At 61.3% G+C, this 12,824-nt stretch carries 14 protein-coding genes; 9 read left to right on the forward strand and 5 right to left on the reverse strand.

Features of this window, described 5'->3' with window-relative positions; genetic code table 11:
• Nucleotides 1–74 precede the first annotated feature (74 nt).
• Nucleotides 75–731 (forward strand): TetR/AcrR family transcriptional regulator, encoded by a 657-nt coding sequence (locus tag ACFRFQ_RS11415; protein WP_378656978.1) that lies wholly within the window; start codon nt 75–77, stop codon nt 729–731.
• An 11-nt stretch (nt 732–742) separates the two neighbouring features.
• Complete coding sequence (locus ACFRFQ_RS11420; protein ID WP_138871874.1) at nt 743–1,891, forward strand: acetyl-CoA C-acetyltransferase; 1,149 nt, start codon at nt 743–745, stop codon at nt 1,889–1,891.
• Nucleotides 1,892–1,953: 62 nt separating this feature from the next.
• On the opposite strand, the gene ACFRFQ_RS11425 is transcribed toward ACFRFQ_RS11420, so the two are convergent.
• Nucleotides 1,954–3,351: a cytochrome P450 gene (locus ACFRFQ_RS11425; RefSeq protein ID WP_378656981.1), complete on the reverse strand. Its 1,398-nt coding sequence runs from the start codon at nt 3,349–3,351 to the stop codon at nt 1,954–1,956.
• A gap of 95 nt (nt 3,352–3,446) precedes the next feature.
• On the opposite strand from ACFRFQ_RS11425, the gene ACFRFQ_RS11430 reads away from it, so the two are divergent.
• Nucleotides 3,447–4,046 carry a TetR/AcrR family transcriptional regulator gene (locus tag ACFRFQ_RS11430; RefSeq protein ID WP_138871877.1) on the forward strand — a complete coding sequence of 200 codons (600 nt, stop codon included), beginning with the start codon at nt 3,447–3,449 and terminating at the stop codon, nt 4,044–4,046.
• A gap of 16 nt (nt 4,047–4,062) precedes the next feature.
• Here the strand turns inward: ACFRFQ_RS11430 and ACFRFQ_RS11435 are convergent, their stop codons facing one another.
• Nucleotides 4,063–4,941, reverse strand: coding sequence for a bile acid:sodium symporter family protein (locus ACFRFQ_RS11435; protein WP_378656984.1), 879 nt, complete (start codon nt 4,939–4,941; stop codon nt 4,063–4,065).
• Nucleotides 4,942–5,069: 128 nt separating this feature from the next.
• Here ACFRFQ_RS11435 and ACFRFQ_RS11440 point away from each other — a divergent pair, with 128 nt between their 5' ends.
• From ACFRFQ_RS11440 to ACFRFQ_RS11465, 6 genes are all read left to right on the forward strand, one after another.
• Nucleotides 5,070–5,342, forward strand: coding sequence for a DUF2277 domain-containing protein (locus ACFRFQ_RS11440; protein WP_033232393.1), 273 nt, complete (start codon nt 5,070–5,072; stop codon nt 5,340–5,342).
• Nucleotides 5,343–5,347: 5 nt separating this feature from the next.
• Nucleotides 5,348–6,769, forward strand: a complete 1,422-nt coding sequence (locus tag ACFRFQ_RS11445; protein WP_378656986.1) for an alpha/beta hydrolase — start codon at nt 5,348–5,350, stop codon at nt 6,767–6,769.
• Between the two features lie 67 nt (nt 6,770–6,836).
• The gene (locus tag ACFRFQ_RS11450; protein ID WP_378656988.1) at nt 6,837–7,832 is read left to right on the forward strand and encodes an aldo/keto reductase; all 996 of its coding nucleotides are present in this window, start codon (nt 6,837–6,839) and stop codon (nt 7,830–7,832) included.
• A 46-nt stretch (nt 7,833–7,878) separates the two neighbouring features.
• Nucleotides 7,879–9,153: a nitrate/nitrite transporter gene (locus ACFRFQ_RS11455; RefSeq protein WP_378656990.1), complete on the forward strand. Its 1,275-nt coding sequence runs from the start codon at nt 7,879–7,881 to the stop codon at nt 9,151–9,153.
• Between the two features lie 53 nt (nt 9,154–9,206).
• Nucleotides 9,207–9,632, forward strand: coding sequence for a DUF6325 family protein (locus ACFRFQ_RS11460; RefSeq protein ID WP_378656993.1), 426 nt, complete (start codon nt 9,207–9,209; stop codon nt 9,630–9,632).
• 19 nt (nt 9,633–9,651) lie between these two features.
• Nucleotides 9,652–9,969, forward strand: a complete 318-nt coding sequence (locus ACFRFQ_RS11465) for an SHOCT domain-containing protein (protein ID WP_378656995.1) — start codon at nt 9,652–9,654, stop codon at nt 9,967–9,969.
• Nucleotides 9,970–9,971: 2 nt separating this feature from the next.
• Here ACFRFQ_RS11465 and ACFRFQ_RS11470 read toward each other — a convergent pair whose 3' ends face one another.
• From ACFRFQ_RS11470 to ACFRFQ_RS11480, 3 genes are read right to left on the reverse strand one after another with little or no spacing between them, the layout of a single operon-like run.
• Nucleotides 9,972–10,940, reverse strand: a complete 969-nt coding sequence (locus ACFRFQ_RS11470; RefSeq protein WP_378656998.1) for an endonuclease/exonuclease/phosphatase family protein — start codon at nt 10,938–10,940, stop codon at nt 9,972–9,974.
• 52 nt (nt 10,941–10,992) lie between these two features.
• Nucleotides 10,993–11,148 carry a hypothetical protein gene (locus ACFRFQ_RS11475; RefSeq protein WP_378657001.1) on the reverse strand — a complete coding sequence of 52 codons (156 nt, stop codon included), beginning with the start codon at nt 11,146–11,148 and terminating at the stop codon, nt 10,993–10,995.
• 53 nt (nt 11,149–11,201) lie between these two features.
• Entirely contained in the window at nt 11,202–12,626 is a 1,425-nt protein-coding gene (locus tag ACFRFQ_RS11480) for a wax ester/triacylglycerol synthase family O-acyltransferase (RefSeq protein WP_378657004.1), read from the reverse strand.
• Nucleotides 12,627–12,824 lie beyond the last annotated feature (198 nt).

Here is a 12,824-nt window from a genome sequence, read left to right on the forward strand (position 1 = left end):
GCCTACTGTGCGCCTTTGTTAACCGCGGGCGGTTAACAAAGGCGCACAGTGAAGCCCTGGATAGGATTGAAATCATGACGCCATCCCGAAATTCCGACGACACTGCAGGAAAATCCGGTCGCCGCGACGAACTTCTCGCGATCGCAGCCGGCCTGTTTGCCGACCGCGGAGTACGGGCGACGACGGTTCGCGACATCGCCGATGCGGCCGGGATACTGTCCGGCAGTCTCTACCACCATTTCGATTCCAAGGAGTCGATGGTCGACGAGATCCTTCACCAGTTCCTCGACGACCTGTTCGGCAAATACCGCGAGATCGTGGCTGCAGGTCTTGGCAGCCGGGCAACGCTCGAAGCGCTGATCGTCACTTCGTACGAAGCGATCGACGCGTCGCATTCGGCCGTCGCCATCTACCAGGACGAGGTAAAGCACCTGGTCGCGAACGAGCGATTCTCGTACTTGGTCGAACGCAACACCGAGTTCCGGGATCTGTGGGTGAGTGTGCTCGAGGCTGGGGTCGCCGACGGAAGTTTCCGTTCCGACCTCAATATCGAACTGGTTTTCCGCTTCATGCGCGACACCGTCTGGGTTGCCGTGCGCTGGTACCGGCCGGGTGGCACGTTGACCGCGCACACCGTCGCAGCTCAGTACCTCGCAATTGTTCTCGACGGACTCTCTGATCCGTCTGCGGCAGCTGCCGCACCCAAAACTACTGCTGCACTATCGAACTAGGAGTAAAGATCATGTCCGAGGTTTACATCGTCGATGCCATCCGCACCCCGATCGGTAAGCGCGGCGGCGCACTGTCGGGTGTGCACCCCATCGACTTGGGCGCGCACGTCATCAAGGCCGTTGTCGAGCGCACCGGTATCGATGCCGGCGAGGTCGACGACGTCATCTTCGGTTGCGTCGACGCCATCGGTGGCCAGGCCGGCAACATTGCCCGCATGTCCTGGCTCGCAGCAGGATTCCCCCAGCACGTTCCCGGCGTGACAGTGGACCGTCAGTGTGGTTCCAGCCAGCAGGCAGTGCACTTCGGTGCGCAGGCAATCCTGTCCGGCACCGCGGATCTGATCATCGCCGGTGGCGTGCAGAACATGAGCCAGATTCCGATCTCGGCAGCCATGATCGTCGGCCAGCAGTACGGATTCGACACTCCCACTTCCGGTTCCGTCGGCTGGGCCGAGCGTTACGGTGATCAGGAAGTGTCGCAGTTCAAGGGCGCGGAAATGATCGCCGAAAAGTGGGACGTCAGCCGCGAAGAGCTCGAGAAGTGGGCTCTGCAGAGCCATGAGCGCGCCAAGGCTGCAATCGCCGCCGGCCGTTTCGACAACGAGATCGTCACCATGGGCGACGCGACCGTCGACGAAGGCCCCCGTGAGACCAGTCTCGAGAAGATGGCTTCGCTCAACGTCCTCGTCGAAGACGGCCGGATGACAGCTGCTGTCGCAAGCCAGATCTCGGACGGTGCGAGCGCACTGCTCCTGGCGTCGGAAGAAGCGGTCAAGAAGCACGGCCTCAAGCCCCGCGCCCGGATTCATCACCTCAGCGCCCGCGGCGACGACCCCATCTTCATGCTCAGCGCACCCATCCCGGCAACACAGTACGCGCTGGAGAAGACGGGCCTGACCATCGAGGACATCGACATCGTCGAAATCAATGAGGCATTTGCTCCCGTTGTTCTCGCGTGGATCAAGGAAATCGGTGCGGATCCGGCCAAGGTCAACGTCAACGGTGGCGCAATCGCTCTCGGTCACCCGCTCGGCGCTACCGGCACCAAGCTGATGGCAACGCTTCTCAACGAACTCGAGCGCACCGGCGGACGCTACGGCCTGCTGACCATCTGCGAGGGTGGCGGAACCGCAAACGTGACGATTATCGAGCGTCTCTGACAAATCTGCTGTGCGCCTTTGTTAACCGCCCGCGGTTGACAAAGGCGCACAGCACGTCGAGGTCAGCGTCGTCGAACCGACAGTGTGAACCCCTCCGGCATCAGGGTCAGACGCTCGACAACTTTCAGCCGATAGGCCGGATCGGGTTCGACGGTGTACTTCTGCAGGATTGTTCCCAGAACGAGAACTGCCTCGTGGATGGCGAATTGCCGTCCGATGCAAGCGCGTTCGCCGGTCCCGAAGGGCTTGTAGGTGTGAGCGGGACGGGCCTTGACATTCGCCGGCAAGAATCTGTCCGGATCGAAGGCTTCTGGATTGTTGCCCCACACCGGATCTCGATGCAGCGACGGGATGAGGACAAGCATCCAGTCGCCCTTCTTCATCGGGTATTTGCCGATCAATGCGGTGTCCTGCCGGGCGGCGCGGGCGTAGGCAGGGGCGGTCGGCCACAGCCGCAACGATTCGTCGAGGACACGTCGGACGTACCGGAGTTTTGCTATCTTCTCGAACGGCGGCTCTTCGCTGCCCCAGACGGCATCAACTTCTGCCTGTGCCTTGGCCAAGACCTCCGGATTCTGTGACAGATAGTAGAGCGCGAACGACAAAGCGCCGGAAGTTGTTTCATGTCCGGCAACCAGGAATGTGACTACCTGGTGCCGGATGTTCAGCTCGTCGATCCGGTTCGGATCGTTCTCCTTCGCGGCGCGCAGCATCAGTTCCAGAAGATCTTCGTGTGCGCCGCCGGGGTTCTCGCGCCGAGTGCGGATTACCTCGTCGACAACGTCGGCCATGTATGCCTTGCGAATCTCGTCGCGTGCGTCCGAGCGTCGCGCGAGAAAGCGCCCGACTGCGGTCGACTTGATGAACGTGGTCCGCTGCGAATGAGACAGAGTGCCGATCATGGCCTTGACAAACGGATGCTGTTCTTCGCGTTCGAACGAGTCGAAGGAGTAACTGAATCCCGTTCGGCCGATTGTCTCGAGGGTCAATTTAGTCATGTCGGCCGAGACGTCGATGGGGGAGTCGGTGCCATGACGGTCCCAGTGTGCAACCAGTTCACCGGCCACGTCGAGCATCGTGCGGTGGTACGAGCGCATGGCCGTCTGGCTGAACGCCGGAGCGAGGAGATTGTGGGCCTTGGCCCAATTGGGTTCGCTGTTGTAGGCGGTGAACAATCCGTCACCACCAATTCCTCGTAGTGCTTTGACGCCTGGTGCCAGGTGTTTTGCAAAGCGGGACTCATCGGAAAGGTCGGCAACCATGTCTGCGCCGGATACGAAGACGAAGCGATTTCCGAGAACGTTGCGTTCGAAGATCGGGCCGAGTTCGCGGCCGATGCTGACGGAGTTCTGCAGTGGTGTCCGGACATTGACGCCCAGAATGTCGCCGAGGACGGGGAGGCGGTGGGCCGGATGCGGAATGGCAGGCGCGCCTGCGTTCGGCGTTGCGTCGACGCTCATCGTTGTCCCCCGAGAAGAGTTCGCTTACTGAATTGGTGTCTAGTACGCAAAGTACGCCTTACTGAATCGGTGTCAAGTAGTAATCTGGGTTCGCCATGGTCACCCCACGTAAGCGTCTCGATCGCGAGCAGCGACGCACGCAACTCCTCGACATCGGTGCGCAACTCTTTGCCGACCGGTCGTACGAGGATGTCTGGATCGAAGAAGTCGCTGAGATAGCGGGCGTCTCGCGCGGGCTGATGTACCACTACTTTCCGACCAAACGGGACTTCTTTGCGGCGATAGTCGAACGAGAGTCCCAGCATCTACTCGAAGTAACGGCGCCGGATTCGACGTTGCCCATCCAGGAACAGATCGCGGCTGGGCTCGATGCCTACTTTGCGTACGTGAAGTCGCACAGTAAGGGAGTGCGCGCAATCAACGTCGGGACGTTGTCGGCCGAAGCCGGTATCCGGGCGATAGTCGAACGCGAGTTGGAACAGCAGCAGATCCGAATCCTCGACGCTCTCGGATTCGACGACGAGCGCAGGCAGATTGCCGCCGTCGCGGTGCGTGGGTGGATTGCCTTCGTTCGTGCAGTGTGTCTGAACTGGCTCGATCAACCGTCGATACCGCAGGAAGAATTGCGCGTGATCTGTCTGCGCACTCTTGCCGGGGCGCTCGGAACGGATCTAGGCAGTACGCAAGACGATTAGCGAAAAAGAGCTGATCTCAGTCGATCTCGGCCATGTTGCGAGATTTTCGCGTGATGACGGCACCGAATGCCGCTGCCAACGGGAACATGACGACGCCGTAGACCGCAGCTGGAACGGCCAACCGTACGTTGTCCATCAAGCTGACAGCGATGGTGATCGCCAAAGTGCTGTTATGGATCCCGATTTCCATCGAACTGGCGATGGCTTGACGGTCCTCGATGCCGAAGACCTTGGGAACGACGTATCCGATCGACAGGCTCAGCAGACAGAACAATGCGGCGACAACTCCGATGTCGACCAGGTAGTCCGCAATGTTCTCGCGCTCCGATACGACGGTGCCGACAATGACCAGCGCCAGCACGACGGCCGATCCGATGCGCACCGGCTTGTCCATTCGCTGGGCAAAAGCGCTACTGCGCAGGCGAACCCACATCCCGATTGCCACAGGAATCAGGACGACGGCAAAAACTTGCACAACCTTCGTGAACTGGAGGCCGAGGGTGCCGTCGGCGTCAGTAGGTTCGAAATAGCCGAGGGCGAAGTTGGTGATCAACGGCAGGGTAACCACGGCGATCACCGAATTTACCGCTGTGAGTGTCACATTGAGCGCAACGTCGCCGCGAAAGAGGTGACTGAACAAGTTGGCTGTGGTGCCGCCCGGCGATGCGGCCAGGAGCATCATGCCGACAGCAAGGAGGGGATCGAGATTGAAGGCGGTAACCAGCCCGAACGCAACGGCCGGTAGCAGTATCAACTGGCAGACGAGGGCGATCGAGACTGCTTTGGGCGCTTTTGCGACGCGGGCAAAGTCCTCGACGGTCAGTGAGAGTCCGAGTCCGAACATGATGATCGCGAGTGCAATCGGCAGACCGACCGATGTGAGAGCTGAGTCCATGTGGCCACTTCCAGTCACTTGGGGAGAATTTTACTGAAACTACCGTGATGCTTGGGTTTGCGTGGCCATTTGGATGCATTCGTGTATCGGTCCGTGACGAGGTGACTGAGCGCGGTTATCGTCGAACTATGTGCCGAAACATCACCGAACTCCGTGGACTCGAACCAGCCGCAACAGCGGAGGAGATCGAGGCAGCCTCTCGCCAATACATACGTAAGGTGAGTGGAATTGCCAAGGTGTCCGATGCCAACCGTGACGCCTTTGAACAGGCAGTTCGGGAGGTCACCGAAACTACGACGCGTTTGCTCAGCGCGCTGCCGCCGCGCAAACAGCCTCCTCAAACTGTCCCGCCGTTGCGCCGACCCGAAGTTCAGGCCCGAATCGCCGCTCGTTCGTCCTGACCCGAGTGGACCTCACCGACATCGACGCGTGGGACGTCGAACCACTCGAACAACTTGCCGGAGGACTCGAGGGCGTGCTGGTTGCGCACCGCGTCCGGGACATGCGCCGACGCCTGGACGTGTTGCGCAGGGAGGCGGCCTCCGACGAACTGCAGATCCGTGAAGACGGTTCGGTGTCAGCGGTCGCTCCCATCGCTGAAGGGCATCCCCTTCACGTGCATGCCGAACTGCTCTCGGCTGCCGCGCGTGAGCTGATCGGGGAAGCTCTGCTGGTATCCGCGGATCTGCACCATGCGCTGTCCGTCCGCTCGCAGGTGGGTACGGATCTGCGGGACAAGGCTTTTCGTGTCAACGAGGAGTGGCGTGGTTTCAGTCCGGCGCGCCGACGAGAGATAGTGCAGCGTGCTCCGGATCTGATCGCGAATCTCGACGGTATCCCGACAAGTGTGCGCAGTCCGGTGAATCTGCGACGCGTACAGGCTGAACGAGCACGGCTACAGGATGATTCGGTGCGCATCTCGCAAGAAATCCATCGCGAGTACTTCGGCGGACGATTGAGCAATACCGGTGCGGGACTCTGGTACGCGCAGCGAAAACTCGAAGATCTGAATTCGCTGGACGAGCTCCTTCATGAACAACCCGACCGCAAGTTGATCCTGATGGATATGCGCTCCGGTGAGCGCGGGTTTGCCGCAATAGCAATCGGTGATCCGGATACGGCAGATCATATCGCCGTGACCGTCCCTGGTCTCAACACCAACGTCAAGGACTCGTTGCGCGGAATGGTCGGGGAGGCAACACGATTGCGCGACGAGGCGCTGCGCCAGCTCCGCAGCGCCGGACGTGAGGAAACCGTGGCCACCATCGCCTGGATCGGATACGACGCCCCTCAAGTCATCGGCCCGGGAAAATTCGACCTCGGTCGGGCCAGCTTCGATGTGAGCCGTTCCGCCAAAGCGGGTATCGCGGCCGATGCGCTGGGGAGCTTCTTTCACGGCCTACGAGCGGCAGCTGCGAAGCCGGACGTACACATCACCGCACTCGGCCATTCCTACGGATCCCTTGCGACTTCGCTTGCACTGCAACGGGGTGCAAGTGCGTCGGTCGACGATGTGGTGTTCTACGGGTCTCCTGGCGTCCGGGCAAAAGTGGAGGCGGATCTCGGGATCGCGGATCGGCACGTCTACGTCATGAAAGCCGAAGGAGACAGCATCGCGGGCTTCGGACGTTTCGGTGGAGACCCGACGCGAACGGAGTTCCAGCGGTTGTCCACAGCGGAGGGGATTACGCCGGACGGCGTGAAACACGAACGGGCCTTCGGTCATGCCGAGTACGCGAGAACCGGAGACAACGGTGAACTGAGGATGACAGGTTACAACCTCGCCGTGGTGGTGGCGGGATTACCGGAGCTTGCTGTGCTCGCCTGAATGCGCAGCCGGCAGTTTCGGTACACACTGTGAGGGTTGTTCCTTTATCTGATCTCGAGGAGTGTTCATGCCTGTTTCCACCGTCACCCTGGCCGAAGGTCTCACCGTCAGCGCACAGGGCTACGGCGCTATGTCGGTAGCCCCCGTGTACGGGCCGGTGGATCCGGCAGAAGCACTCGCGACGCTGCATCATGCGGTGGATATCGGGATCACCTTCATCGACACCGCAAACATCTACGGCGACGGTGCGAGCGAGCTGGCCGTGGGTAAATTGCTCGAAGGTCGGCGCGACGAGGTTCAGTTGGCCACCAAATTCGGACTGGTGGGTGGCTTGTCAGCTGGTCAGCGAGGAATCAACGGCGACCCGGCATACGTGGCGAAAGCACTCGACGAATCGCTCGGGCGTCTCGGCGTCGACCATGTCGACCTGTACTACCTCCATCGTGTCGACCCGACCGTTCCGATCGAGGACACGGTGGGCGCGATGGCAGAGCAGGTAAAGGCCGGCAAGATCCGGCACATCGGACTCTCGGAAGCAACGGGAGACGAACTGCGTCGCGCGTATGCGGTCCACCCCATCTCGGCGATCCAGTCCGAGTGGAACATCTCGAGTCGCGACGTGGAGAACAAAGTGGTGCCCGCCGCCGCTGAACTCGGCGTGGGATTTGTGCCGTTCTCTCCGGTGGGACGAGGGTTCCTCGCGGGCTCGTTCGATCCCAACGAGTGGGGCGAGAACGATCTGCGTCGACGCTTCCCGCGTTTCACGGACGCAGCGCTCGTGACCAACCAGAAGGTGCTCGACGTCGTGCGCGAAGTGGGCGCCGAATCAGGAGCGACTCCGGCGCAGGTGTCACTGGCGTGGCTCGACGCGAAGGGACGGCATTACGGTCTGCCGTCGGTGTCCATTCCGGGCACCCGTTTTGCGGCGCGGGTGAGCGAGAATGCCGGCGCGTTGGACATCGTGCTGACCGACGATCAGGTCGCCCGACTCGACGCGCTTGCGGCCATCACCGAGGGGGAGCGCTCGGCAGATCTGAACTGGATCTCGCAAGGACGCGAGTAGTCACGTCGTGAGCCTGGCGAACTACTAGGAGTAACATAACTGCGCGATGAAAAAAGTGTGGCTGGTCTGGGGCGTCGGTGTATTTGCGTATGTGATCGCCGTGCTTCACCGCACTTCATTTGGTGTCTCGGGTCTGGCTGCAGCAGAACGTTTTTCGATTACCCCCAGTGTGCTGTCGAGTTTCGTGGTCCTGCAGATCGTGGTGTACGCGGGCATGCAAATCCCGGCGGGTGTGCTGCTCGACCGATACGGCTCGCGCATCATGATCGGTGTCGGCGCGTTCATCCTGACGTGCGCGCAGTTGACGTTGGCGTTCACGGAATCGCTGCCCGTCGCGATTGGCGCACGCATCGCCGTGGGAGCCGGCGACGCACTCACCTTTATTTCCGTGCTGCGACTGGTTCCGCAGTGGTTCCCGCCGAGACAGGTGCCACTCGTGTCGCAGTTCACGGGCATTCTCGGTCAACTGGGACAAGTGCTTTCGGCTTTGCCGTTCATGTTGTTGCTGACCGGGACCGGTTGGACACTCGCCTACGGCAGCGCCGCCGGCTTGGGCCTCCTCGCTTTTGTATTGGCACTCAGCCTGATTCGCGATTCCCCACCGGGCGCCGAAATAGTGGCGGTTCCCGCCGGGGCAAAGGAGATCGGCCGCCAGATCAAGACGGTCTGGATGCGTCCGGGTACACGCCTCGGGTTCTTCAGCCACATGGGTACGCAGTTCTCGATCACGACATTTGCGTTGTTGTGGGGAGTTCCGTACCTGTCGTCGGCGCAAGGACTCGACGCCGCAACGGTCGGTTCGCTGCTCACACTGTCGGTGATCTCTGCCATCGTCGCGGGCCCCGTACTCGGCATCCTCACCGGTCGGTATCCGATGCGCCGATCCTGGCTCGTTCTTTCCATCATGGTGAGCAGTGCGGTGATGTGGACGATCGTGTTGGTCCGCAGCGAACCGTCACCGCTGTGGTTGCTGACGATATTGATCATCGTGATTTCAATCGGCGGTCCGGGTTCGGTGATCGGCTTCGACTATGCCCGCACATTCAACCCGAGCTCGGCGATGGGCACAGCTCAGGGAATGGTCAACATCGGTGGATTCCTGGCCTCGTTGATCGTGATCCAGGTGATGGGTGTGATTCTCGGCCACATGGGCGGCTATACCTTCGACGGCTTCCGGGTGGCCTGGTTGGTTCAGTACCCGGTGTGGATTCTCGGCATCATCGGTGTGCTCGTCACCCGGGGCAAAGCGCGACGCCAACTTGCGGAAGATGGAGTTCGCGTACGCCCGGTGCGCGAGGTACTGCGAGGTCGTAGGCAGTAAATCATCCGCGACGGGTGAGGCGAGCGCACCGGCGTTCGTACCACGCTTGATGGATGAGCGATCCATTGAATATCGGCCCGGTCGAATTGGTGGTGCTGGGGTTCCCAGGTGCGAGAGTTGACCCGGATACCGTCGCCGCGTTGCAGAACATCGTCGAGCGTGGGTTCGTGACCCTGCTCGATCTCGTGTACATCGCCAAAGATCTCGACGGCAACATCAGGCAGGTCGACGTCGACGAAGACCTCACCGACATCGGCCTGGCAATCCTGTCGATCGAGGCAAAAGCATTGATCAGCGACGAGGACCTCGACGTGGTTCGCGAGTCTCTGGAACCAGGTACCTCCGCGGCAGTCATCGTCTACGAGCAGACCTGGGCGCGGGACTTCACCACCAAGGCCCGAGCGGGCGGTGGCGAGGTAGTTCTCCACGTTCAGATCCCACACGACGTCGTAGTGGCCGCAGTCGCTGCGGCGCTTTGATCAGCTAAAGGAGATCAGCATGGTTTTTCGAGGTGGACGCAGAGGGCGGCCAGGATTGCTCGGCACCGTCGCGCGCACAGCGGTTGTGGCCGGAACAGCAAAGGCGACGTCCAACGCCATGGATCGACGCAGCCAACGGAAGGCGAGCGAGCAGCAGGCGCAGTACGAGCAGTACGAGCAGCAACAGGCGCCGCCGCAGCAGCAACAGGCCGCCCCGGCAGCACCGCCGGCCGGTGACGACCTGGTCTCGAAGCTTCAGGAATTAGGACGGTTGCATCAATCGGGAGTGCTGTCCGACGAAGAATTTGCGGCGGCAAAAGCTCGGTTGCTCAGCTAACTTCACGCCATCGTGATGTCGGCAATCAGACCGTGATGGTCGGATCCTCTGACGTCGATACGTTCGAGTGACGTCGCCACCGCGCCTCTGGTGAGGATGTGGTCGATACCGACAATCGCGGGGTACGGCTTGTCGGTCGGGTAGGTCGGGATCAGGCCCGCACCGACCTGATCGGCGGCGCTGGCGTACCCGTCCGTGAGGAGATCGCGAAACTCCTTGTGTGAGTAAGTTGCATTGAAATCTCCACTCGCAATCACGTTATCGAGACCGTCGACATCGGCGAGGTAGTCACCTAGCCTCCGTTGTTCCGCTGCCCACACCGAGGCGGGTGAGATATACGGCGGTGCCGTGTGGACGGCAAACAGCGTGACCGGTTGCGGCAGGCCGACGTTCAACTCGGCCGCCAAGGTTTCGGGGGAGAAACCGTCCAAACTTCGTGTGTCAGTCAGGGGGAACCGGCTGTAGATTCCTGCTCCACCACCACCGCCGCCATAGGGAACCACGAACTGATGGGGCAGAATAGCCTCGAGTCCAGCGGTTTTCAACGCGTCGGCGGCACCCGACGTCAACTCCTGCACTGTCAGCACATCCACGTCTCGATCGCGGACGGTCGCGACAAGTGATTCGGGGTCTGCTTCCCCGACCATGAGGTTGGCCTGCATGAGACGGATCGACGGACCGTGCGCGGTGCCGGTCGGACCACCCACGTACAGCGGACCCACCGACCACACGAACAGGCCCAGGACTAGCGCCGATCCGGCGCACAGGATCCAGCGTCGGCCGAAGCCGCAGATCACCCCACCGACCAGGGGAGCAATCATCGTCATCGGTGCGAAGGACGCCAGAACGATCACCACATTGCGCTCCACGGTAAGCCGCGTTGCGATCAAGGCAACAAGCCCGACGACGATTCCCGCCACCCCGATAACCGTCGTGAGTCGACGCAGAGCTAGTCGTCGGGTTGTTGTCATCGCTGTCTGCATGTTCTCTATAGAAGCAGAACAGCACTATTCAGAGACCGTGTCAGACGGTATTTCTTGCCACGCTGCCTCGATCACGGTCGTCGAACATGGCCTCGATCCGAGCTTTGATCTCTGCGGTACTGATTGCTCCACTGCGTGGGGCGGCGTAGGTGGCGGCTACCGGGGATGTCGGGGATTGCGGAATCTGGATGCCCATGGTGAAGTCCCTGTCCTGGTTGCGGATGTGACGATCGTTGCAGGAGCGATGGATTACAGGCCGGCGCCGGCTTCCAGGAGTTCGAGTTCGGTGCCGAGGTGATCGAGCAGGGGACTGAGGTCCGGGACGGCCCGCCGGCAGCTGGTAAGCCCGAACGAGATCTGATCGTCGCTGCTGGTGCAGGTGATGTTGAGTGCTTGTCCGGTTGTCGGAATCGACAGTGGGTGGAGGGTGTCGAGCCGGAATCCGTTCCAGTACAACGGTGTACGTGGTCCGGCAATGTTGGAGATGATGATGTTGAACGGTGGCCGCTGCGGTCCGCGCTGCCCGACAAGCATTTCCATCCCGAGGGGAGCGATACCGAGGGCGCTCATTGCGAGTACCTGAGCGGGAGTCATCGCGCGCAGTGCGTCTTTTCCTTCATTCATGCAATGACGTATCACTTCGAGTCGGTACGTGGGGTCGTCGAGGTGAGTTGCCAAGTTGCACATGAGCAGTCCCACCCGGTTGCCGCCCGGGGTGCGATCGTCGGCGTTGTCGTTGGCGCGCAATGACACCGGGACCATGGCAACCAGCGGGGCGGATGGAAGTGCATCCCGCTCGTACAGGTAGTGGCGTAGGGTCCCGGCGGACATTGCCAGGATGACGTCGTTGATGGTGGCATCGGAGTGCTTGGCCAGCAATCGGATCCGTTCAACGGGGAAGGAACGGGCGGCGATGTGGCGGCTTCCACCGATCGGGACGTTGAACAACGTGTGCGGCGCGGTCACCGAGACGGCACTGCCTTTGCCGCGTACGGCCCGGTCCATGGTGCGGACCGTCGTCGGTATCAATCCGGCCACCTCGCTGACCGCGGCGCGAGATACTCCCCATAAAGTGCGGGGCAGGGACGTTCGATCGGATTCCTGCGCGCTGGACTGTGCCGCGACGGGTGTCGGTACCGACCTCAGTGAGTGCGGAACTTGCCAGGGAGCGGACATGTTTCGACGATGGGGATCTTCACTCATGCTCTCGCGGAGCAGTCTCATCGCGCTGGCTCCGTCGGCGAGGGCGTGGTGAATCTTGGTGTACACGGCGTAACGGCCGTCGGCGAGGCCTTCGATCAGGTGCATTTCCCAGAGTGGGCGGCTGCGGTCGAGCAGAGTGCCGTGCAACCTCGACACCAATGCGGTGAGTTCGGTCATGCCGCCCGGGGTAGGAAGTGCGTCGCGGCGCACATGGTGTTCGATGTCGATCTCGTTGTCGGCGAGGGTTTCCCATCCCCACTGGCCGAGCGAGGTGAGGGATCGCCGCGCCCGTTTCCGGAAGACCTCGGCGACTTTGCCGCCGGTGAGGGCGATATCGAACATCGCGCGCATATCGGTTGCGGACGCTCCGTCTGGTGGGGTGAAGATCGCCAGGCCACCGACGTGCATCGGATTCTCGCGGGACTCGCCGAGCAGAAACAGTGAATCGGTGGGTGCCATCGGTAACAGCATGCATGTCCTTCACTCATGAAGTCGGGGTTGGTGCGTGTGGTTCTTCCCGAGAACTGGTGTTCGAGTGGGTGTTATCGATCGGTCGTAACGTTCGGGGTGGTCGAAGTCACATGGAAGCATCTCGCTATCGGTTTTACAGCCAGGGAACGGTCGACGCTATTCGATGTGTCAGGGCACTGACCTGGACGTTTGGATAGG

Source organism: Rhodococcus sp. NPDC056743 (assembly GCF_042790355.1).
Classification (GTDB): Bacteria; Actinomycetota; Actinomycetes; order Mycobacteriales; family Mycobacteriaceae; genus Rhodococcus_F.